General features: G+C 71.1%; 20 protein-coding genes. 14 read left to right on the forward strand and 6 right to left on the reverse strand.

The annotated features are described in order from the left end of the window. Positions 1-924, reverse strand: a 924-nt coding sequence (locus Q0D57_RS10835; RefSeq protein WP_291043068.1) for an NAD(P)/FAD-dependent oxidoreductase, incomplete at its 3' end; no start/stop codon positions are given. Continuing rightward, positions 921-2,447 (reverse strand): glutamate--tRNA ligase, encoded by a 1,527-nt coding sequence (gltX, locus tag Q0D57_RS10840; protein ID WP_291043070.1) that lies wholly within the window; start codon positions 2,445-2,447, stop codon positions 921-923. The genes gltX and Q0D57_RS10835, both read right to left, overlap by 4 nt. Before the next feature lie 38 nt (positions 2,448-2,485). On the opposite strand from gltX, the gene Q0D57_RS10845 reads away from it, so the two are divergent. Next, positions 2,486-3,313: a DUF1206 domain-containing protein gene (locus tag Q0D57_RS10845; RefSeq protein WP_291043072.1), complete on the forward strand. Its 828-nt coding sequence runs from the start codon at positions 2,486-2,488 to the stop codon at positions 3,311-3,313. Beyond that, complete coding sequence (locus tag Q0D57_RS10850; RefSeq protein ID WP_291043075.1) at positions 3,310-3,684, forward strand: DUF1801 domain-containing protein; 375 nt, start codon at positions 3,310-3,312, stop codon at positions 3,682-3,684. The genes Q0D57_RS10845 and Q0D57_RS10850 overlap by 4 nt, the downstream gene beginning before the upstream one ends. Positions 3,685-3,744: 60 nt before the next feature. On the opposite strand, the gene Q0D57_RS10855 is transcribed toward Q0D57_RS10850, so the two are convergent. Further along, positions 3,745-5,322 carry a transporter gene (locus Q0D57_RS10855; protein ID WP_291043078.1) on the reverse strand — a complete coding sequence of 526 codons (1,578 nt, stop codon included), beginning with the start codon at positions 5,320-5,322 and terminating at the stop codon, positions 3,745-3,747. Beyond that, positions 5,304-6,047 (reverse strand): ABC transporter ATP-binding protein, encoded by a 744-nt coding sequence (locus Q0D57_RS10860; RefSeq protein WP_291043170.1) that lies wholly within the window; start codon positions 6,045-6,047, stop codon positions 5,304-5,306. The genes Q0D57_RS10855 and Q0D57_RS10860 overlap by 19 nt, the downstream gene beginning before the upstream one ends. A gap of 235 nt (positions 6,048-6,282) precedes the next feature. On the opposite strand from Q0D57_RS10860, the gene Q0D57_RS10865 reads away from it, so the two are divergent. The 9 genes from Q0D57_RS10865 (at position 6,283) to Q0D57_RS10905 (ending at position 16,475) form a co-directional block, all read left to right on the forward strand. Further along, positions 6,283-6,708, forward strand: coding sequence for a hypothetical protein (locus Q0D57_RS10865; RefSeq protein WP_291043081.1), 426 nt, complete (start codon positions 6,283-6,285; stop codon positions 6,706-6,708). Between the two features lie 134 nt (positions 6,709-6,842). Next, entirely contained in the window at positions 6,843-7,511 is a 669-nt protein-coding gene (locus tag Q0D57_RS10870) for a GntR family transcriptional regulator (protein WP_291043084.1), read from the forward strand. Between the two features lie 98 nt (positions 7,512-7,609). Further along, positions 7,610-9,001, forward strand: coding sequence for an MFS transporter (locus tag Q0D57_RS10875; protein ID WP_291043087.1), 1,392 nt, complete (start codon positions 7,610-7,612; stop codon positions 8,999-9,001). After that, positions 8,998-9,945: a dihydrodipicolinate synthase family protein gene (locus Q0D57_RS10880; RefSeq protein WP_291043090.1), complete on the forward strand. Its 948-nt coding sequence runs from the start codon at positions 8,998-9,000 to the stop codon at positions 9,943-9,945. The genes Q0D57_RS10875 and Q0D57_RS10880 overlap by 4 nt, the downstream gene beginning before the upstream one ends. After that, entirely contained in the window at positions 9,942-11,090 is a 1,149-nt protein-coding gene (locus Q0D57_RS10885) for a mandelate racemase/muconate lactonizing enzyme family protein (protein WP_291043093.1), read from the forward strand. The genes Q0D57_RS10880 and Q0D57_RS10885 overlap by 4 nt, the downstream gene beginning before the upstream one ends. An 88-nt stretch (positions 11,091-11,178) precedes the next feature. Next, entirely contained in the window at positions 11,179-12,684 is a 1,506-nt protein-coding gene (locus Q0D57_RS10890) for an aldehyde dehydrogenase family protein (RefSeq protein WP_291043096.1), read from the forward strand. A gap of 331 nt (positions 12,685-13,015) precedes the next feature. After that, complete coding sequence (locus Q0D57_RS10895) at positions 13,016-14,554, forward strand: amidohydrolase family protein (protein ID WP_291043100.1); 1,539 nt, start codon at positions 13,016-13,018, stop codon at positions 14,552-14,554. Then, positions 14,551-15,306: a VOC family protein gene (locus Q0D57_RS10900; protein ID WP_291043103.1), complete on the forward strand. Its 756-nt coding sequence runs from the start codon at positions 14,551-14,553 to the stop codon at positions 15,304-15,306. Before Q0D57_RS10895 ends, Q0D57_RS10900 begins: the two co-directional genes overlap by 4 nt. 80 nt (positions 15,307-15,386) lie before the next feature. Continuing rightward, a complete protein-coding gene (locus Q0D57_RS10905) occupies positions 15,387-16,475 on the forward strand; it encodes a BMP family ABC transporter substrate-binding protein (RefSeq protein ID WP_291043106.1) in 1,089 nt (362 codons plus the stop codon). An 87-nt stretch (positions 16,476-16,562) separates the two neighbouring features. On the opposite strand, the gene Q0D57_RS10910 is transcribed toward Q0D57_RS10905, so the two are convergent. Both Q0D57_RS10910 and Q0D57_RS10915 read right to left on the reverse strand, forming a co-directional pair. Further along, on the reverse strand, positions 16,563-16,949 hold the full coding sequence (locus Q0D57_RS10910) for a RidA family protein (protein ID WP_291043109.1): 387 nt from the start codon (positions 16,947-16,949) through the stop codon (positions 16,563-16,565). A 93-nt stretch (positions 16,950-17,042) separates the two neighbouring features. Beyond that, on the reverse strand, positions 17,043-18,245 hold the full coding sequence (locus Q0D57_RS10915; protein ID WP_291043112.1) for an acyl-CoA dehydrogenase family protein: 1,203 nt from the start codon (positions 18,243-18,245) through the stop codon (positions 17,043-17,045). Between the two features lie 189 nt (positions 18,246-18,434). Here Q0D57_RS10915 and Q0D57_RS10920 point away from each other — a divergent pair, with 189 nt between their 5' ends. Genes Q0D57_RS10920 through Q0D57_RS10930 form a run of 3 tightly spaced genes read left to right on the forward strand, consistent with a single transcriptional unit; the run spans position 18,435 to position 21,241 of the window. Next, positions 18,435-19,205: a hypothetical protein gene (locus Q0D57_RS10920; RefSeq protein WP_291043115.1), complete on the forward strand. Its 771-nt coding sequence runs from the start codon at positions 18,435-18,437 to the stop codon at positions 19,203-19,205. 35 nt (positions 19,206-19,240) lie between these two features. Further along, complete coding sequence (locus tag Q0D57_RS10925) at positions 19,241-20,647, forward strand: amidohydrolase family protein (RefSeq protein WP_291043118.1); 1,407 nt, start codon at positions 19,241-19,243, stop codon at positions 20,645-20,647. Positions 20,648-20,668: 21 nt separating this feature from the next. Then, the gene (locus Q0D57_RS10930; RefSeq protein WP_291043122.1) at positions 20,669-21,241 is read left to right on the forward strand and encodes a flavin reductase family protein; all 573 of its coding nucleotides are present in this window, start codon (positions 20,669-20,671) and stop codon (positions 21,239-21,241) included. Positions 21,242-21,273 lie beyond the last annotated feature (32 nt).

Consider the following 21,273-nt stretch of genomic DNA (forward strand, 5'->3'; position numbering starts at 1 on the left):
GATGAGCTGCTGGGGGCCGGGGGCCGTGAGGTCGCCGATCGCGTAGACGCCGGGCACCGAGGTGGCCCCGCGGTCGGCCACGAGGATGTGGCCGTCGGGGTCGCGGTCGAGCTCCAGGGAGGCGGCGAAGTCGAGCGGCACCGACCAGTGCGGGCGCACGAAGCCGCCGGTGCGCGGCACGAGCGTGCCGTCGTCGAGCTGCACGCCCGTGAGGCCCGAACGGTCGCCGACGACGTCGGCGATGGGCCGGCGCTCCACCGCGATGCCGCGCCGGCCGAGCGCGGCCTCCTCCTCGGCGGTGACCGCCTCCGAGCCGTTCGTGAACACGATCAGGTCGTCGGTGACCTGCGAGACGAGCAGCGCGCGCTCGGCGAGGTCGTCGGTGTCGCCGATGAGCGCGAGCGCGCCGTCGCTCTTCTCGAAGGCGTCGCACTCGATGCAGCTGTGCAGGCTCGTGCCGTAGTAGGCGCGCATGCTCGGCAGCGCCGGCAGCGTCTCGGCGAGGCCCGAGGCCAGGATGACGACGGATGCGGTGACGTCGCGATCCGCCGACCCCCGCACACCCCGCGAGGTGACGGAGAAGACGATCTCCTCGCCCTCGACCCGCGTGATCGCGGAGACGAGGCCCTGGTGGAACTCGGCGTCGGGGTAGCCCGCGAACTCCTCGCGACCGAGCGAGCGGAGCTCGAGCGGCGAGACGCCGTCACGCGTGACGAAGCCGTGCGAGACGAGCGTGGCGGAGTGGCGGGGGCGGTTGCTGTCGAGGATGAGCACGCGGCGTCGCGCCCGCACGAGGTTGAGCCCGGCGGAGAGGCCCGCAGGCCCTCCCCCGATGATCACGACGTCGTAGTGCCCGCCGACCGGCCCGGCCTGAACGGCAGCCGCACCCGCCGGCGCAGCCCCCGCACCTGCCCCCGAGCTCACAGCGCCTTCACCAGCGCATCGAGCCGCGCGATCGTCTCAGGCTTGCCGAGGATCTCCATCGACTCGAACAGCGGCGGCGAGATGCGCCGGCCCGACAGGGCGACGCGGAGCGGCCCGTAGGCCACGCGGGGCTTCAGCCCCAGGCCCTCGATGAGCGCCGACTGCAGTGCCGCCTGGATGGACTCGGCGTTCCACGACGGCTCGGGCACGAGCTCGAGCCCTCCGATGGCGGCCACGAGCACGACGCCCGCGTTCTCGGGGAGCGACGCGAGCGCATCCGGAGCGTAGGTGAGCGAGGAGGCCGTCACGAAGAACGACGCCAGGAGCTCCGGCGCCTCGCCGAGCAGCGCCATGCGCGTCTGCACGAGCGGCGCGACGGCCGCGAGCGTGTCCGACTCGGCCGGGGACAGCGGCGCGCTCACGACGCCGGCGGCCTCGAGGTAGGGCACGAGGCGCCCCGCGAAGTCCTCCACGGCCAGCAGCCGGATGTGGTCGCCGTCGATCGACTCCGCCTTCTTGAGGTCGAAGCGGGCCGGGTTCGGCAGCACGTCCTCCACGTCGAACGCCGCCACCATCTCGTCGAGCGTGAAGACGTCGCGATCGGCCGCGAGCGACCAGCCGAGGAGCGCCAGGTAGTTCACGAGCCCCTCGGGGATGAAGCCGCGGTCGCGGTGGTGGAAGAGGTTCGACTCCGGGTCGCGCTTCGAGAGCTTCTTGTTGCCCTCGCCCATGACGTAGGGCAGGTGGCCGAAGCGCGGCACGAACGTGGTCACGCCGATGTCGATGAGCGCGTGGTAGAGCGCGATCTGCCGCGGGGTCGACGAGAGCAGGTCTTCGCCGCGCAGCACGTGGGTGATGCCCATGAGCGCGTCGTCGACCGGGTTGACCAGGGTGTAGAGCGGATGCCCGTTCGGGCGCACGATCACGAAGTCGGTGAACGAACCGGCCGGGAAGGTGATCTCGCCGCGCACCAGGTCGTCGAACGAGAGGTCGGTGTCCGGCACGCGCAGGCGGAGCGCCGGCTGTCGGCCCTCGGCGCGGAACGCCTCCTTCTGCTCGTCGGTCAGCGTGCGGTCGAAGTTGTCGTAGCCGAGCTGCTTGGCGCGACCCGCCGCCTCGTTGCGCGCGTCGATCTCGTCCGCGTTGGAGAAGCTCTCGTAGACGTGCCCCGACTCGAGCAGCCGCTCGATGATGCCGCGGTAGATGTCGAAGCGCTCCGACTGGCGGTAGGGCGCGTGGGGGCCGCCCACGTTGATCCCCTCGTCCCAGTTCAGGCCGAGCCAGGTGAGCGCCTCGATGATGAGCTCGTAGCTCTCCTCCGAGTCGCGGTTCGCATCCGTGTCCTCGATGCGGAAGACCAGCTTGCCGCCGGTGTGCCGCGCGTAGGCCCAGTTGAACAGAGCGGTGCGCACGAGGCCCACGTGCGGCGTTCCGGTGGGGCTCGGGCAGAAGCGGACGCGCACGTCGGCTCCCGTGGCGGTGGAGAACGGATGCGGGGCGAGGTGCGAAGAAGGTGCGCTCATGTCGCCCCGATTCTATCGGGGCGTGACACGGTAGTGAGATGACTCAGACCGCCAAGGTCGCCGTGCGCGACGCCAGCACCAGCCGTGTCTTCCGGACCGTCGCCCGCTCGGGCTTCGCGGTGAACGGCCTCCTGCACATCCTCATCGGCGGCATCGCCATCGGTGTGGCCTTCAGCGGCGGGGGCAGCGGCGGATCGGGTGGGGAGGCCGACCAGTCGGGCGCCCTCCGCCAGATCTCCTCGTCGCCCGGCGGCCTGATCGTGCTGTGGGTCGCCGTGCTTGGCCTGTTCGCACTCGGCCTCTGGCAGCTCGTGCAGGTGGTGCTGCTGCAGGATCAGGATGCGAAGAAGAAGTGGGGCAAGCGCGCCTCGGAGCTCGGCAAGGGCGTGGTCTACTTCGCCCTCGGCGGCACCGCGCTGACCTTCGCCCTCGGCGGCGGATCGTCGTCGAGCGACAGCTCGCAGAGCATGAGCGCCCAGCTGCTCGCCACTCCGGGCGGGGTGTTCCTGCTCGTGGCGATCGGGCTCGCGGTATTCGGGGCCGGTGTCGGGTTCGTGGTGATCGGCATCCGCCGCACCTTCCGCAAGAACATCCGGGTGCCCGCGGGATCCGCCGGGCGGGGCGTCGTGATCCTCGGGGTGGTCGGCTACGTCGCCAAGGGCATCGCCCTCGCGGTGGTGGGGGTGCTCTTCGTGGTGGCGGCGGTGAACTCCAACGCCTCGCAGGCCTCGGGCCTCGACGGAGCGCTGAAGTCACTGGCCGACCTGCCGTTCGGCATCGCCATCCTCATCGCCGTCGGTGTGGGCCTCATCGCGTACGGCGTGTTCCTGATCGCCCGCGCGCGCCTGGCGAAGCTCGACAAATGAGCGACGTCGACGACTACGTGGCCGCTCTCGATCCGGCGCCGCGGGAGACCGTCGAGGCGATCCGCGCGCTCGTCCTCGCCGCCGACCCCGCCATCCGCGAGGGCATCAAGTGGAACGCCCCGAGCTTCGCTGTGCGCGACTGGTTCGCCACGCTGAACCTCCGCCCGAAGGGGCCCGTGCGCGTGGTGCTGCACACCGGCGCGAAGGCCGTGCCGGGGCATCCGGATCTCGTGGTCAACGACCCCGAGGGCCTCCTGGCCTGGCAGGGCAAGGACCGGGCGCTCGTGGCGTTCACCGACGCCGCCGACGTCGAGGCCAAGCGCGCGGCCTTCACGGGCATCCTGAAGCAGTGGGTGCCGCAGCTGCCCTGAACGCCGTAGCTGCCCTGAATGCCCCCGCTGCCCTGAACGCCCGAGGGCCGGGCCCGAGCCCTAGGCGCTCCGCATCCGCTTGAGCCGCATGAGCAGATCCGGCCCGCGCCGGTCCAGCTGCGCGGCCCCCATCCGCAGCCCGATCACGAGCGCGATCGTGCCGACCACCGCGCCCGCGGCGAGCGTCAGCCAGCCGTAGAGCACCGAGTCGAACACGACGCTCAGGATGGCGAGCACGATCGCGGGCAGGCACAGCGCCATGGTGACGCCCCAGGTGGCGAAGCCCGAGAGCATGGTCGAGAACCCGGCGCCGGGGGCCGACTTGAACGGGTTGTCGCCCGCCTGCGGCACGGGGATGACGATGCGCGACGACGAGACGGCCGAGACACCGAGACCGGTGAGGTACACCGCGACCGCGAGCCCGAGGAGCATGGGCAGGTTCGCCCACGAGTCGGTGATCGCCACGGGGATGAAGGTGCCGAGCAGGATCACCGGCACGGCGATGACCGAGAGGGCCCAGAGGCGGCCGAGGCGGTCGTCGATGCCCCGCACGCCGTCGGCCAGGTGCGTGGCGAAGGCCGTCCCGTCGTAGGAGATGTCGGTGTAGAGCGCAAGGGCCAGCACGAAGGCGATGAGCGGGCCGGTGAGATTCAGCAGCACGAGCGAGCCCATGTTGCCCGAGTAGATGGCGAGGAAGACGGGCACGAGCGGCACGATGATGAGCTGGCGGGCGTAGCGCGGGTCGCGCCGCCAGTAGGTGAGGCAGCGGGCGGCGATCGCGCCGGCGGGGGTGGCCGGGAGGATGCCGAACAGGCCCGTCTTGCCCTTCGCGACGCGCTTGGCCGAGGAGGCCGGCGGGGTCACGAGGGCCACCGCGAGGCTCCGGCGCCAGATCAGCACGAGCACCGCCACCGTGGCGAGCGAGATGCCGAGCTTCGCGGCGGCGGGGCCCCAGTCGCCGATGGCGACGTCGGCGGCCACCGACCACGGTGCTCCGAGCGGCGACCAGCTGAGCGCCCGCGCGAGCTGCGGCAGCGCGTCCGCCGAGGTGGCCACGCCCTGCGAGACCCAGGTGATGATGGGCCCGAGCAGGATGAGCGGGATGAAGATCAGGATGCCGCCGAGCTCCCGGAACCGCCGATGGGACTGCAGGCTCGTCGAGAGCGCGGCGACGGTGCGCGATCCGATCACGCAGATCAGCACACCCACAGCACCGCCGATCACGGCGGCGACCGCGGCGAGCGGCTCGCGGATCCAGGTGGCGAAGGTCGCGAGCACGGCGATCGAGGTGACGATGCCGGGCACCCCGAGGATACCGGTGACGGTGAGGCCGACGAGCAGCTGCCTCATCGACAGCGGGAACACCACGAGCCGCGCGGGCTCGAGCGTCTGCTCGATGCCGAAGGCGACGAGCGGAACGAGGATCCAGCCCAGCACGAGCACGGATCCGCCGAGGATGAGGGCGGTCGAGGCGAGCTCCACGGGCGCGAAGCCGAGCCCGATGAGCGCGGCCACGACCGCCGCGAGCACGCCGACACCGTAGAGGGCGCCGATGATGACGGCGACGAGCTGCCAGGTGCTCCGCTTCAGCGAGTTGCGGAGGACGAGGAAGCGCAGCCTTACGAGCGTCGCAACCATTCCGGCCCCTCAGCGTGGGTGCGGCCGCCGACGAGGTCGACGAAGCGGTCCTCGAGCGTCGATCCGTCGCGCACCTCGTCGACCGTTCCGGCCACGAGAACCCTCCCGTTGGCGACGACCGCGACGTGGTCGCACATGCGCTGCACGAGATCCATCACGTGGCTCGAGACGATGACCGTGCCGCCGTTCTGCACGTAGCCGGTGAGGATGTCGCGGATGTTCGCCGCCGAGACCGGGTCGACCGACTCGAACGGCTCGTCGAGCACGAGCAGCCGCGGGGCGTGCACGAGGGCGCAGGCCAGGGCGATCTTCTTGGTCATGCCCGCCGAGTAGTCCACCACGAGCGTGCCGGCCGCCGATTCGAGGTCGAGCAGCTTCAGCAGGTCGGCCACGCGCTCGGCCACCTCGTCGCGGTCGAGACCGAACAGCAGGCCGTTGTAGGTCACGAGCTGCTCGCCGGTCAGGCGGTCGAAGAGCTTGACGCCGTCGGAGAGGTTGCCGATGAGGGCCTTCGCCTTGAGCGGCTCGGCCCAGAGGTCGACGCCGTGGATGAGGGACTGCCCGGCATCGGGACGGAGAAGGCCCGTGGCCATCGAGAGCGTGGTGGTCTTGCCGGCTCCGTTCGGGCCGACCATGCCGTAGAAGGAGCCGACGGGCACCGTGAGGCTCAGGTCGTCGACGGCCACCTTGTCGCCGAAGCGCTTGCTGAGACGGTTGAGCTGCATGGCGGGGTGATCGCTCGGAGCGTGCGCCGCCGGTGCGGGGACCGCAGGGGCCGGGACCGGGGCCGGGGTGGGCGAGGGTGTGGGGTCGGACATGGCTCAACTCTGTCGGCATCGACGGATGTCGACAACGTCACCCGCCGTGATCGCGGAAATCCCCGTGAGCGCCGAACGGGTAGAGTTCTTCGTGAGACGCGCCCACCGGTTCGCCGGGCGCCGTGATGAAGGAGCACTCGAGATGACCACGGTCAATGCGCCCGCCCCCACCTCGCACGACGATCACGGCTCCGTGGCGTCGATCGGGCCCGAGCACACCGGCAAGCCGTTCCCCAAGAAGCTCGCGGGCGCCGTGTTCGTGCTGTTCTGGCTCGCGGCCCTCGCACTCTGGATCATCGCGCCGCACATCGCCGACCCGCGCTGGGGCGCCTTCGTGATCGACACGGGCATCCTGCTCGCCTCGGTGGGCTTCGCCGCCCCCGGCATCAGCCGCATCAAGAGCTTCGGCGTGACCCTCGGCTTCGCCGCGCTCGCCTGGGGCCTGTTCGCGCTCGGCGACTTCTTCGACATCCTCGCCCTCAGCTACTTCCTGCGCATGTTCGTGCCGCTGCTGGCGCTGCTCGGCTCGCTCTACGGCCTGATCGGCAAGCTCAAGGTCTGGTACTGATCCCCACTCTCTGAGTCCCACTCCCCACGAAGGGCGTCGCCTCCGGGCGGCGCCCTTCGTCGTCTCTGCGAGACGCGACTTGCGCTTCATCCGCTCTCATATACGATGTACGAGAGCCGATGGAGGAGATCGAGATGACAGTGACGTCGCCGCTGGGCCAGGTCGCCACGACCTCGCGCACCACCCACGTGCTCGAGATCGTGAAGAACGCCATCCTGAACGGCCGGCTCGCTCCCGGCCAGGCACTCGTCGAATCCGAGCTCGCCAGCCAGCTCGGCGTCTCGAAGACGCCGGTGCGCGAGGCGCTCAAGACGCTCGAGGGCACCGGGCTCGTCGTCATCCGCCCCTACACGGGCGCCACCGTGCGCGTCTTCAGCGACGACGACGCCGTGGCCATCTACGACATGCGCCTGCTGCTCGAGCCCGAGGCCGTCCGTCGGAGCATCGAGGCCGGTGCCGACCTCGACGAGGCGGCGGGCGCACTCGAACGGGCCCGCGCGGCCGGCGACGGATCGGGCCGGAGCATCGCCAACCGCGAGTTCCACCGGGCCCTCTACCGGCACTCCGGCAACCCGCTGCTGCTGCAGACCCTCGACGGCCTGCGCGACCAGATCGCGCTCATCTCGGCCGGATCCTGGGCCCGCCACGCCTCCTGGGAGCAGGAGGCCGGCGAGCACGACCGCATACTGGCGGCCGCCAGGGAGGGCGACGCCGAGGGCACCGCCCGGCTCGTGCGCGAGCACATCGGAGACTTCGCGCGGCGGCACATCGCCGCCCCGCCCGCGAGAGGGGGAAGCGCCTAACCGAAAACAAGACGGCTCGTTCACCGCCAAGATCCCGAGCCGCCCCGCCGTTCAACGCTCCGCAAGGAGCGGTCACCGTCGCTTACGAAGGAGCAACGATGCTTCACAATGATACAAAACCGGACCGATCGACCACCTCCCCCACATCGGGCGCCCGCGAGCGCCGTTCGCAGATGCGCTGGACGATCGTGGGCTTCTCGGCCCTCGGGCTCACCATCGCCTACCTCGACCGCGCCGCGCTCGCGGTGGCGCTGCCCTTCATGTCGGAGGAGTTCGACATCGGCCCGGCCATCCAGGGCGTGCTGCTGTCCTCCTTCTTCTGGACCTACGCGCTGTTCCAGATCCCCTCGGGCTGGCTGCTCGACAGGTTCGGCCCCCGGGTGATCTACCCGATCGCCGTGGGCTGGTGGTCGATCTGGACCGCCCTCACCGCGCTCTCCACCGGCGTCGCCTCCACGATCGTGTTCCGACTGGGGCTCGGCATCGGCGAGGCGCCCGTGCAGCCGGCCAACGTGAAGGTGGTCTCGCGCTGGTTCCCCCGCCGCGAGCGCGCCTTCGCCTCGAGCCTGTTCGACATGGGCCAGCAGATCGGCACCGCCCTCTCCATCCCGGTCGTGACCGCCCTCGCCGTGTTCGCAGGCTGGCGCTTCGCGTTCCTCCTGATCGGCGCCGTCGGCGTGCTCTGGGTGATCGGCTGGCTCGCGGTCTACCGCGCCCCCGAGAAGCACAAGCGCGTGAACGCCGCGGAGCTCGAGTACATCAACTCCGACCAGGGCGAGATGGTGGCCGCCGCGGCCACCGCCGAGAAGAAGCCCTGGCGGCAGCTGCTCCGCAACAACCAGGTCTGGGCGCTCATGTTCGGCTACGTGTTCCGCTCGCTCGCCGGCGCCTTCTTCCTCACCTGGTACCCGAGCTACCTGCTGAACGATCGTGGCATGTCGAAGGAGGAGTTCGGCCTCGTCGGCGCGATCCCCGCCGTCATCGCCATCGGCTCCACCATCCTGGGCGGCATCGTCTCCGACCGGCTGCTCGCCTCCGGCAAGGTCTCCGCGGGTGCCGCTCGCAAGATCCCGATCATCGCCGGCCTCGTGCTCAGCGCCTGCATCGGCTTCAGCCCCTTCGTGGAGTCGAACCTGCTCGTCATGATCGTGCTCACCGTCTCGAGCGCCGCGCACTCGTTCGCGGGCGCCGCCATCCTGAGCCTCCCGGCCGAGGTCGCCGAGTCGCGCGACACCGTCGGCTCGGTCGCCGGGTTCCAGAACTTCGGATCACAGCTGGGCAACCTGGTCAGCCCCATCGCGATCGGCCTGTTCCTCACCTTCAGCGACAACTCCTATGTCGGCCCGCTCGTGTTCGCCGCCCTCAGCTGCCTCATCAGCGCCTCGATCTACGCGTTCTGGGTGCGCATCAAGCCCGTGGTCGCCCTGGCCGACGTCGAGCCCACCCTTCCCGGCGGCCAGCCGTCCTCCTCCGAAAGGAACCCGTCATGAACCGCGACTCCCTGATCGAGCGTCTCTCGACCGTGGTCGGCATCCCCGTGGTGCCCTACGACGAGACCGGGGCGATCGACCACCCGCTGCTCGCCGACCTCATCCGCCGGCTCGTCGCCTCGGGCGTGACAGCGCTCACCCCCAACGGCAACACGGGCGAGTTCTACGCCCTCTCCCCCGACGAACGGCGGGCGGTCCTCCGCACGGTGACCGACGCAGCGACGGATGCAGCGACGGAGGCCGCGAGCGGTTCCGCCGTGGTCATCGGCGGTGTGGGACTCGACCTCGAGACGGCGATCGCGGATGCGCGCTTCGCCCGGGATGCCGGCGCCGACGCGATCATGATCCACCAGCCGGTGCTGCCCTACCTCTCACCCGACGGCTGGGTCGACTACAACGTCGCCGTGGCCCACGCCGTGCCCGAGATCGGGGTGGTGCCCTACCTCAGCACGCCGCTCGTGGGCGGGGCAGCCATCGCGCGACTCATCGAGGCCGCACCCAACGTGGTGGCGCTGAAGTACTCGGTGCCCGACCCCGTGGTGTTCGCCACCGTGCGCTCCGAGGTCGCGGCGGGAACCTCCTCCGAGGTGCTGTGGATCGCGGGGCTCGCCGAGTCCTACGCCCCCGCCTACTGGCAGGGAGGGGCGCGCGCCTTCACCTCCGGCCTCGTGAACGTGGTGCCCGAGGTGTCGCTCCGCCTCCTCGAGGCCCTGCGGCGCGGCGACTCCGCGGCCGTCGAGTCGCTGTGGCGTGGCATCCGGCAGTTCGAGCACCTGCGCGCGCGCAACCGGTCGGCCGACAACGTGTCGGTGGTCAAGGAGGCGATGCACCAGCTCGGGCTCTGCCGGAGCGAGGTGCGGCCGCCGAGCGCTCCGCTCGACGAGGCGGCCCGCGCCGAGGTGCGCGAATCGATCGCGGCCTGGGACGTGGCGGTGGCGGCGTGACCCGGATCGAGCGCCTCGACACCTACCTGCAGCGGGTGGGCGACCGACCGCGCGTGCTCGTGAAGATCACGACCGACGACGGCATCGCGGGCTGGGCCGAGGTCTACAACCACGGCCCCGACCTCGCCTTCCCCCCACTGCTGGAGTACCTCTTCGAGCAGATCAAGGGCATCGACGCGCGCCGCACCTCGTTCGTCTCCCAGCTGCTGCTGCAGTCGTCGCGCTTCCCGCCCGGCGCCCTGGGGCTCGCCGCCCTGGCCGCGATCGACCACGCCCTCTGGGACATCGCGGGCAAGGCCGCCGGGCTCCCGGTGTATCAGCTCCTCGGAGGAGCCGTGCGCGATCGTGTGCGCGTCTATGCGGGGCTCTACTCGGCTCCGGATGTCCCGGACCTTCTCGAGCGCACCACCGCGCTCCACGAGACCCACGGGTTCACCGCGTTCAAGCTGAGCCCCTACCGCAGCGACCTGCACCGGCACCGCTTCGGCGTGGTCGCCCGGGAGCTCGGCGAGTACTTCGGCGCGGTGCGCGACGCGCATCCGGATGACTGGGAGTTCGCGTTCGACGCCCACGCCTGCCTCTGGTCGCCGCAGCAGGCCGTGGCGCTCGGTGCGGCACTCGCGCCCCACGATCCGCTGTTCCTCGAGGAGCCGATCCGGCCGGAGCACCTGCCGGCGTGGGCGCGCATCCGCTCGGAGCTCTCGGCCCTCTCGGTGCCGCTGGCCACCGGGGAGTCGCTCTACTCGCCGAACGAGTTCCTGGGGCTGCTCTCGGTGCAGGGCGCCGACATCGTGCAGCCTGACATCTGCGTGGTGGGCGGCCTCACCCAGATGGTGAAGATCGCGCACCTCGCCGAGGCGCACTACGTGCCCGTGGCGCCGCACAACCCGCTGGGGCCGCTCGCCACGGCGGCGAACGTGCACTTCGCCGCCGCCACCACGAACTTCTCCATCCTGGAGTTCAAGCCCGACCCCGTGGCCTGGTGCCACGATCCCTACGAGCCCGTCGACGGCCACCTCGAGCTCCGGCCCACCCGGCCGGGCTGGGGCATCACCATCGACGAGGAGGCGCTCGCGCACGACGACTGGGTGCACTGGGAGCGCCGGGTGCCCGTGCGGCCGGACGGATCGACCGCCTGGATGTAGCGTCTTCGGCAGCCCCGCACCACGCTCGCGGCCCGCGACAGAGACCCGGGCTGCGACCGAGACCCGACCTGTGAGAGAGAAGAGAACGATGACCTCCGTGATCAGCACCGACCCCACCACCGGCCTGACCCGCCCGCTCGGCTTCGACGAGACGGATGCCGCCGGACTGGCCGACGCCGTCGCCGCCGCCGAGCGAGCCGGCGAGCGCCTCGTCGCCCTCGGCCGGCTCGGCCGCGCCGACCTGCTCGAGGCGATCGCCGACGCCCTCGAGGGGCGCCGCGACGAGATCGTGGCCACCGCCGACTCCGAGACGGCCCTCGGGCCCGTGCGGCTGAACGGCGAGCTCACCCGCACGGCCTACCAGCTGCGCTTCTTCGCCGAGGTGCTGCGCGAGGGCTCGTACCTCGAGGCCGTGATCGACCACGCGGGCGACACCCCCATGGGCCCGCGCCCGGATCTCCGGCGCATGCTCGTGCCCATCGGGCCCGTCGCGGTCTACGCGGCCAGCAACTTCCCGCTCGCGTTCTCGGTGCCGGGCGGCGACACCGCGGCGGCCCTCGCGGCCGGATGCGGCGTGGTCGTGAAGGCGCACCCGGCGCATCCGGCCACGAGCGCGCTCGTGGGGTCGATCATCGCCGACGTCACCGACCCCGTCGTGGGGCGGGCCGTCTCGGTCGTCTTCGGCTACGAGGCGGGCATCGGACTCGTCGAGGCACCGGCGATCCGGGCGGCGAGCTTCACGGGCTCACCGGGTGGCGGGCGCGCCCTCGCAGAACTCGCCGCAGCGCGGCCCGAGCCGATCCCGTTCTACGGCGAGCTCGGCAGCATCAACCCCGTGCTCGTCTCGCCCGCCGCGGCCGCCGCGCGGGCCTCCTCGCTGGCCGCCGGCCTGGCGGGCTCGATCGCACTGGGCGGCGGGCAGTTCTGCACGAAGCCCGGTCTGGCCTTCGTGCCCGCGGGCCCGGACGGCGACGAGCTCGTCGCCGAGCTGGCGGCACAGCTCACGGGCGTGGTGCCGAAGCCCGCGCTCACGACCGGCATGGCGGCGGCCTACGCCTCCGGACTCGAGTCGCTCGGCGCCGTCCCGGGCGCGCGCGTGCTCTCGGGCCGCACGGACGCCCCCGCCCCGGGCACGACCGCGCCCGCCCTCGTCGAGTTCGAGGGCGACGAGCTGCCGGAGCGTCTCGCCGAGGAGTGCTTCGGCCCTGTGGCCGTGGTCGCCCGCTACCGCGACGACGAGCACGCCGCACGCCTGCTCAGCTCTGTTCCCGGAAGCCTCACCGCCTCGCTCTTCCTCGAGGCCGACGACACGGGGGTGCCCGCGGCGCGCGCGGCGATCTCGGCGAGGGTCGGCCGCATCCTCTACGACCAGTACCCCACCGGCGTGGCCGTGGCCTGGGCGCAGAACCACGGCGGCCCGTGGCCCTCGACCGACTCGGTGCACACCTCGGTGGGCGCGACGTCGATCCGTCGCTACCTCCGGCCCGTCGCCTGGCAGAACGCTCCGACCACGGAGCTCCCGGCGGAGCTCCGCGACGGGCCCGTCGACCTGCCTCGCCGGGTCGACGGGGCCTTGGTGCTGCCCGGCTCCTGACCCCGGCGCCCCGAGCAGCTCCGCGACCGCCGGCAGACAGCACCGGGAAACAGAGTTGTTCGGGGCGCGAAACATGCCCGTCACACACGATCGGTACGGTCGAGGCATGACGATGGTGGACGGATCGAAGGGCTTCAGCCCCTGGTTCTGCCTGCGCCGCCGGAGCGGCCGCCACAACACCTCCGTGTTCTCCTTCAACTCGTGACCGCGCCCCGTTCCCGGGGAGAAGTGCGCCTACTGCGCCTTCCCCGGTGAGCGGAGACGCACCTCACCCCTCCAGGGCGCACCGCGCCCGCACGAGTCGGCGACCCGACGGTCGCCACGGAGAACCATGAGCACCCTCTGGCAGAACGCCCTCCTGATCGCCCAGGACGACGAGCACGGATCGACCCCCTTCCGCGCCGATGTGCGGATCGACGGCGACCGCATCACCGCCGTCGATGCGCCGTACGCGCCGACCTCGGCCCTGGCGGGCGACGCGGATGCGCCGCGCAGTATCGTCGACGCCACCCACCTCCTCATCACCCCCGGCCTCGTCAACGCGCACACCCACTCGTGGGAGATCCTCGTGCGCGGCACGAGCGATCCGCTCCCCCTCGAGATCTGGACCCTGCTGAGCTACCCGCCCACCGGGGTCGAACCGCTCCCGGAGCGGCTCATCTACCTCCGCACCATGGTGGCGGCGATCGAGTCGCTCCTCGGCGGCACCACCGCGCTCCTCGACGACGTGGGCGAACTGCCCGACCAGTCCCCCAGCACCATCGCCCAGGTCTACGCCGCCTACGACGCCGCGGGCATCCGCGCCACCTGCACGGGTGTCGGCATCGACGTGCCCATCGTCGACCGGCTGCCCTTCGCCGACGAGGTGCTGCCGGCCGAGATCCTCCGTGCCAGCCGCGAGTCGATGCCACCCTCGGCCGACGTGCAGGATGCCTACTTCGGCTTCTGCGCCGCCGCCCGGGCCCTCACGACCGGCAGGCCGCGCCTCCGCTTCGCCGTGGCCCCCAGCGCGCCGCAGCGGGTGACCGACGAACTGCTCGTGCGCGCCGCCGCCGAGGCCAGGGCCGAGGGCGAGGTGCTGCACCTGCACCTGCTCGAGACCCGGGCGCAGCAGACGCTCGCGCGCACCCGCTACGCCGGCCGCACCATCGTGGAGCACCTCGACGAGCTCGGGGTGCTGGGCCCGAACGTCACCCTCGCCCACGGCATCTGGCTCACCGCGGGCGACCTCGAGCTGATCGCCGCCTCGGGCGCCACCGTGGTGCACAACCCGCTCTCGAACCTCAAGCTCGGCTCGGGGGTGCTCGGCTGGCGCGCACTGCACGACGCCGGGGTGCGGGTGGCCCTCGGCACCGACGGCGCCTCGAGCAACGACACGATGCGCATGCTCGACGTGGTCAAGGCCACCGCCGGGCTGCACACCCTCACCGATCCGGACTACCGCACCTGGCCCACCGTCGACGAGGTGCTGCACGCCGCCACCGTCGCCGGCGCCCGCGCGGCCGGCTGGGGCGACGAGGTGGGCAGCATCGCACCGGGGCGGAAGGCCGACCTCGTGCTCTACGACCTCACCGCCGGCACGGCCTTCACACCGCTGAACGACGCCGCCCAGCAGCTCGTCTTCGCCGAGAACGGCTCCTCCATCCACCAGGTGTGGGTCGACGGGCGCCTCGTGGTGGAGGACGGCCGGTGCACCCGGATCGACGCCGACGCCCTGCTCGCCGAGTTCCGCGAGGCAGCCGGCGTCTACCTCGCCGAGGCGCTGCCGCGTTGGCGGGCGTTCCAGAGCGAGATGGAGCCGTTCGTGCGCGAGGCCTACCTGCGCGCGACAGCGAGCGAGGGCCACGAGAACGAGGAGGACCACCGATGAGACTCGACGACATCTGCATCGTCAACACCGACGTCACGGCGAGCGACGACTTCTACCGCGAGGGCCTCGGCCTCGAGCGGCGGATGCGCAACGTTCGGTTCGCCGACTTCCTGATCGGCGACGGCCCGAGGCTCGCCATGTGGATGCGGCCGAGCATCGCCGAGACCGTGGGCGAGGCCTACCCCTCGGCACCCGGACTGCCCTTCCGCGTGACGGTCGAACTCGCCGACCAGCAGGCGCTCGAGAAGGCCGCGAGCGTGCCGACCGCCATGCGGCTGTCGCCGAGCCCCGCGCATCCGGTGCGCTGGGTCGTCACAGACCCCGACGGCTTCGCGACCGTGCTCACCTCCTCGGCCACCGGCCGCCTGCGGATCGCCGAGATCGAGCTCACGGTCAGCGATGTGGCCCGCAGCTACGACTTCCTCGAACGACTCGGCTTCGTGCCGCGGCCGAGCGACGGGCGGATGCACTTCGACGGCGGCAACGTGCTGCTCACCGTGGTGGACGCCGCCGAGCCGAGCCCGGGCCCCGCGGAGCACGCGTCGTTCACCCGCAACGGCGGACACGTGATGCTCGCGATCGAGCTCGCCACGGGCGAGGAGGTCGACGCCATGCACGCCGATCTGACCGCCCGCGGGCTCGTGGCCTCCGGGCCGCCCGCCGTCTTCGAGTGGGGCGCCCGATCGACCTACTTCGTCGACCCCGACGGGTACATCTGGGAGATCTACGCCTGGGTAGAGACCCCGAAATGAGACTTCACCGACGCACCACCCGCACCACAGGTTCCACCCGCACCGCATCCCCGCACCACCCGACCGAACAAGGAGCACCGATGTCCCGAACCCTCCCCCGCCTGCTCGCCACGGGCGCCCTCGCCCTCACCGGCGCGCTCGTCTTCACCGGTTGCGCGAGCGCCCCGAGCGACGCCCCCTCGGGCGACGCCGGCAGCACCGCCGCCGCGGGCGACGTGCTGCCCTGCATCGTCTCCGACGAGGGCGGCTTCGACGACCAGTCGTTCAACCAGCTGGGCCTCGAAGGCACCACGCTCGCCGCCGAGGCGCTCGGCACCGATTACATCGAGGTGCAGTCGCAGTCGGAGAGCGACTACGCGCCGAACATCGCGAGCCTCGTCGACCAGGGCTGCACCACGATCGTGACGATGGGCTACCTGCTCGCCGCCGCGACCGAGGAGGCCGCGATCGCCAACCCCGACGTGCACTTCATCATGATCGACGACAACACGATCGAGGCCGACAACGTCAAGGGCGTGGTGTGGGACACCTCGCAGGCCGGCTTCCTCGTGGGCTACGCCTCGGCGAGCTACTCCAAGACAGGCAAGGTCGGCACCTACGGCGGAGCGCAGATCCCGCCCGTGACGCTCTACATGGACGGCTTCGCGCGCGGTGTGAACTATCACAACGAGCAGAAGGGCACCGACGTGCAGGTGATCGGCTGGGACGCGGATGCGCAGACCGGCCAGTTCACCGGCAACTTCAGCGACATCAACGCCGCGAAGGTGCTCTCGCAGGGCATCCTCGAGCAGGGCGTCGACGTGATCGTGCCGGTCGGCGGCCCGATCTACCAGGGCGCCGCCCAGGCCATCCGCGAGTCGGCCTCCCCGGTGGCCCTCGTGGGCGTCGACACCGACATGTTCCTCAGCGACCCGGAGTACTCCGACATCTGGTTCACCTCGATCGCGCGCGACATGCCGAAGTCGATCTCCGAAGTCATCCAGGCATCGGCCACCGGCGACTTCTCGAACGAGTCCTACGTGGGCACGCTCGAGAACGGCGGCGTGCTGATGAGCCCGTTCCACGACTTCGAGTCGCTCGTCGACCCCGCGCTGCAGGGTGAGCTCGACGACATCGAGGCGGGCATCATCGACGGCACCATCACGATCGAGACGCCCTCCGCGCCGTAGCGGTCGCACGAGAAGGAGCCCGGGTCGCGTGTGCGACCCGGGCTCCTCTCTGTGCGGGGGCCGTCGTGGGAGCGCCCCGGCGTGCGCCTAGACGGCGGCGATGGCGTCGACCTCGATGGTGGCGCCGTTGTAGAGCGAGTGCACGCCGATGACGGTGCTGGCCGAGGGCTCGGGCACCTGCACGAGGGCGTTGCGGGTCTCGCGCCAGACCTTCAGCTTCTCCTGGTCGAGCTCGGTGATGTAGACGTTCACCCGCACCACGTCCTCCCAGGTGGCACCGGCGGCGCGGAGGGCGCGCTCGACCTCGCCGTAGGTGAGCTCGATGGCGCGCGCGAAGTCGGTCGGGACCGAACCGTCGGCCTCGAAGCCGACCTGGCCGGAGATGAACACGAGGTCGCCCGCGGTCACGCGGGTGCTGTCGGAGATCCCGGGGACGACGGGGGCGGGGATGCGGCTGATGCGGTCGTTGGTCACAGTGCTCTCATTTCATTCGGTCGTGGTCACCACGAGGCGTGGGCCACCACGGGTCGTGGGTCACCACGATAGGACGGGTGTCGGCTCGTCGCTCTAGACGATCGGGAGGACGAAGCGGGCGTCGTCCTCGCGGCCGAAGAGCACCTTGCCGAAGGCCTCGTAGCCGCTGGCCGACAGGGTGTGGCCGTGACGGGCCGCGGTGGCCTGGTCGCGCCAGATGCGCTGCAGCACCGACGACTCCGCGAACCCGGCAGAGCCGTGCGCGGTGATCAGGTCGTTGATCAGGGTCGTGATGGTCTCGACCACCCACCCGGCCTTCGCGCGCATCTCGATCCGCTCGGCGTAGGGGGCGTAGTAGCCGGCCTCGGTCGCGGCGTAGATCTGATCGGCGACCTTCTCGGCCACCGCCTCCGCCGCGGCCAGCTGCACGGCCGCCTTCGCGACCGCCGACTGGAAGATCGCCGAATCGGCCTGCTTCTCGTACCCGGTGTACGCGATCGACTTCGACTCCGCCTTCGCGATCACGAAGTCCAGCGCCGCCCGCCCCATGCCGAGGTGCGGGCCCACGAGCTTCATGAACAGCGACGGCACGAAGATCGTCTCGTACGACGCCTCCGGGTTCTCACCCAGGTAGGTGCCCTCGACCGCCGCGGTCAAGGGGAACACCCGGTGCGAGGGCACGAACACGTCCTCGGCGATCTGCATCACGCTCGAGGTCGACTTCATGCCCGCCACGAACCAGTTGTCCTCGTAGGTCAGATCAGCGGTCGGGATGAGCGCGAGCCCGGCATCGATGACGTCGCCCTGCTCGTTCTTCAACGGGATCCCGAGCAGCGACCACGTCGCCTGCATGCTGCCCGTGCCGTAGCCCCACTTGCCGGTCACCCGGTAGCCGCCCTCGACGGGGGTGGAGTCCGAGGTCGTGGCGAGCACGATCGAGATCAGTGAGTCGAGGCCGCCCTCCGCGCCCCACACGTCCTCCTGCGCCCGCTCGTCCATCAGGCTCAGCACCCAGGCGCCGGAATCCAGGATGCCGTCGATCCAGGCCAGGCTGCCATCGCCCCGACCGATCGCCCGCGCCACCGCGTGCGCCTCCTTCGTGTTGGCGGCCAGGCCGCCGAACTTCGTGGGCGCCGAGATGCCGAACGCGCCCGTGGCCGCGACGGCCTCGAACACCTCGGGTGCGATGCGCCGGTTCTGGTCGCCCTCGCGGCCCGCTGCGATGAGCTGCGGTCGCAGGGCGTCGATCTTCTCGACGATCGCCTCGATCTCGGGCCGGATTGCTGCCACTGGCATGGGGTCTCCTCGTGTTCATCGTCTGCGATGGGATGTCCACCCGACGATTCCAATTCACCACACCTTTTGTCAAGCCTCACTGAACTCCCGGATGTTTTACACAGTGGTAACAGACAAGTGCGTTCATCAGTGCTAATTTTCTCGACAATCAAAGTAATTGAGACTTAAGCCGCTCGTCGAAGGAGACCCGTGCCCGCCGACTGCTCGATCTGGTCCCTGGAGTTCTGCCACGCCGACATGCCGCACGACTTCTTCGGAGGCTCCGGCATCTTCAGCAACGCAGGCATCATCCGCATCCCGATGCTCTACACGCTCGTCGTGGGCGGCGAGGTCGGCGGCAGGCAGCACGTCGCCCTCGTGGACTGCGGCTTCCGCGACGACTACTGGCTCGACCGCTACGCCTTCCCCAACGCCAAGCTCTACGTGCAGCTCGACGAGTTCACGGGCTGGTCGGAGGCGGTGAGCTCCACGCTGCAGGAGCCCGAGGCCGAGCAGGCCTGGGTGTTCTCCTCGTTCGACCCCACCGACCTGGCCCGCGCGGCCCAGGGCATCGTCGACGGACGGGTGGTGTTCGTCAAGGGCGACGAGGAGCTCCTCCCCGGCATCACGGCGAGGCTCGCGAAGGACTCGCACACCTTCGGATCGCAGTGGTTCCACGTCGGGACCGGCAACGGCCCCTACGTGGCCGCAGGCGACACCGTCTACTGGTACTCCAACGTCGAGAAGATGTGGGCCCCCGGTTACGGCCAGGGCAACTCCTTCAACCTGATCGAGGTCTACCGGACCCTGCAGAGAGAACTCAAGCGCGAGACCGACCGCATCATCCCGGGGCACGACCCCGAGATCGCCGCGCGGCACACCTCCTGGCTCTCCGAGACCGGCAATTCGGTCACCGAGATCAACCTCCGCGCCGACGATCACTCCCGCAAGCCCCACCCCGCCCCCCAGCTGTTCCGCTGACCCCACCCGACCGCCGCACACGACCAGGAGACATCATGACGCGCACCACGATCCTCGAGCCGTCCTGGACGCTCGTGCACCAGGGCGGCCGGGCCGAGCTCGTCGCCGACCACTCCGTGGTGGTGGAGGAGGGCCGGATCACCGAGATCGTGCCCGGCCGCCTCCCGGGCGAGCAGAACCGGATCGACCTCACGGGGCAGCTGCTCCTGCCCGGCCTGATCTCGGCGCACACCCACACGGCCCTCGGCTCGGCCACCCGTGGCCTGATCGAGGGCGGCCGCTCGTACGGTCCTCCCGCCGTGATGCTCGAGAGCCTCTCGGACGACGACATCGACGCGCTCACGGAGTACAACCTCGCCGAGATCCTGCGCGCGGGCTGCACCACGCAGGTGGAGCAGTCGCTCACCCTGGGCCACGCGAAGTCGTACGTGCGCGTGGCGTCGAACTGGGGCGTGCGCGGCTACCCGTCGACCATGCTGCCGTCGTTCTCCTCGATGCTCCCGATCTGGTTCGGGGACGACGACGCGGTCACCGGATCGTCGGCCGGCACGATCGCGCAGATCGAGGAGTACCTGGCCTGGGCCCGCACGGTGCAGGGCGCGGAAGGCGACCGCATCCGGCCCATGATCGCCCCGCACGGCCCCGAGACGGCGACGCCCGAGACGCTCGACGCCATCCTCGCCGCCGCGAAGGAGCTGGGCACGGGCATCCACACCCACCTCGCCACCCTGCCCTCCGATGCCGAGCGCATGAAGCGGCTCTGGGGCAAGGGGCCGGTCGAGTGGGTGGGCGACCACGGCTGGTACGACGTGCCGCTGCTCGGCGCGCACCTCGGCGGGTGGGACCCCGAGACCGACGCGCCCTACCTCGCGGCGCAGCCGAACTTCACCTTCGTGCACTGCCCCTCGGGAGCGGGCGCGGGCTCGGGCGAGGGCCGCCAGCCCTACATCGAGGCCCTCGGCGCGGGGATCAACGTGGCCGTCGGGCTCGACACCCACTCCAACGACATGGTGGAGAACGCGAAGCTCGCGGTGCTCTACGGGCGGCTGCGCTACGACATCATCCACGACTCGAGCCCCGTGCCCGTCAAGCGGCCGACGGTCTGGGACATGGTCTACTCCGTCACCGTGAACCCCGCCGACGGCCTCCGGCGCCCCGATCTCGGCCGGATCGAGGCCGGCGCCCTCGCCGACCTCACCTCCATCGACGTGTCGGGCCTGCTCGTGGGCGCCGGCACCGCCGGGCCCGAGCCGCTCAACAACCTCCTCTACGCCCACGGCTCGATGGTGCGGACCGTGATGGTGGAGGGCGTGCTGCAGGTGCACGAGGGCCGGCTCGTGATCGCCGACGAAGCGGCCGTGATGCGCCGCGGCGCGGCCGTCGTCGAACGGCTCTGGAAGGACCTCGAGGCCCAGGGGTGGTTCACCCCGACCGAACGCTGAACCCACGGAAGGACGAACACCATGACGAGCACCACCGCCGAGGCCCTGCGCCACCACCCGATCCGGCTCTCCGACGAGGAGCGGACGGGGTCGGTCGACGCCGAGACGTTCAAGACCGCGTTCCGGCTGCACCCCGCCGGGGTCGCCGTCGTGACCGCCGACCCGACGGGAGACGAGCCGGTCGCCATGACGGTGAGCTCGCTCGCCTCGGTGAGCACCGAGCCGCCGATGCTGGTCTTCTCCGTCTCGGCGCTGTCGTCGTCGGCGCCCGCCCTCGAGCGCTCCGACACCGTCGTGGTGCACATGCTGGGGGCCGACCACCTCGAGATCGCCAAGCTCGGCGCCACGAGCGGCATCGACCGGTTCGCCGACCGCGACGCCTGGCGGCGGCTGCCCACCGGCGAGCCCGTCTTCACCGAGGTCTACTCGTGGCTCCGGGGCGAGATCGTGTTCCGCCTCGAGGCGGGCAACTCCACGATCTGCCTCGTGCACGTGGTCGAGGCCCACCTCCCCGAGGTCGCGCCCGTGACGGCACCCCTCGTCTACCACGCGCGCACCTGGCACCGGCTGGGCGAAGGGTCCACGATCGACTGAGGGGCACCCGCCCGCCACCGACCACGATCCGT

This window comes from Herbiconiux sp. (assembly GCF_023264895.1).
In the GTDB taxonomy this organism is placed as follows: Bacteria; Actinomycetota; Actinomycetes; order Actinomycetales; family Microbacteriaceae; genus Herbiconiux.

Bases quoted from the DNA above. Each gene is read 5' to 3' on its own strand.
- gltX (WP_291043070.1), bottom strand. From the start codon at position 2,447: ATGAGCGCACCTTCTTCGCACCTCGCCCCGCATCCGTTCTCCACCGCC.
- Q0D57_RS10845 (WP_291043072.1), top strand. From the start codon at position 2,486: ATGACTCAGACCGCCAAGGTCGCCGTGCGCGACGCCAGCACCAGCCGT.
- Q0D57_RS10850 (WP_291043075.1), top strand. From the start codon at position 3,310: ATGAGCGACGTCGACGACTACGTGGCCGCTCTCGATCCGGCGCCGCGG.
- Q0D57_RS10855 (WP_291043078.1), bottom strand. From the start codon at position 5,322: ATGGTTGCGACGCTCGTAAGGCTGCGCTTCCTCGTCCTCCGCAACTCG.
- Q0D57_RS10860 (WP_291043170.1), bottom strand. From the start codon at position 6,047: ATGCAGCTCAACCGTCTCAGCAAGCGCTTCGGCGACAAGGTGGCCGTC.
- Q0D57_RS10865 (WP_291043081.1), top strand. From the start codon at position 6,283: ATGACCACGGTCAATGCGCCCGCCCCCACCTCGCACGACGATCACGGC.
- Q0D57_RS10870 (WP_291043084.1), top strand. From the start codon at position 6,843: ATGACAGTGACGTCGCCGCTGGGCCAGGTCGCCACGACCTCGCGCACC.
- Q0D57_RS10875 (WP_291043087.1), top strand. From the start codon at position 7,610: ATGCTTCACAATGATACAAAACCGGACCGATCGACCACCTCCCCCACA.
- Q0D57_RS10880 (WP_291043090.1), top strand. From the start codon at position 8,998: ATGAACCGCGACTCCCTGATCGAGCGTCTCTCGACCGTGGTCGGCATC.
- Q0D57_RS10890 (WP_291043096.1), top strand. From the start codon at position 11,179: ATGACCTCCGTGATCAGCACCGACCCCACCACCGGCCTGACCCGCCCG.
- Q0D57_RS10895 (WP_291043100.1), top strand. From the start codon at position 13,016: ATGAGCACCCTCTGGCAGAACGCCCTCCTGATCGCCCAGGACGACGAG.
- Q0D57_RS10900 (WP_291043103.1), top strand. From the start codon at position 14,551: ATGAGACTCGACGACATCTGCATCGTCAACACCGACGTCACGGCGAGC.
- Q0D57_RS10905 (WP_291043106.1), top strand. From the start codon at position 15,387: ATGTCCCGAACCCTCCCCCGCCTGCTCGCCACGGGCGCCCTCGCCCTC.
- Q0D57_RS10915 (WP_291043112.1), bottom strand. From the start codon at position 18,245: ATGCCAGTGGCAGCAATCCGGCCCGAGATCGAGGCGATCGTCGAGAAG.
- Q0D57_RS10925 (WP_291043118.1), top strand. From the start codon at position 19,241: ATGACGCGCACCACGATCCTCGAGCCGTCCTGGACGCTCGTGCACCAG.
- Q0D57_RS10930 (WP_291043122.1), top strand. From the start codon at position 20,669: ATGACGAGCACCACCGCCGAGGCCCTGCGCCACCACCCGATCCGGCTC.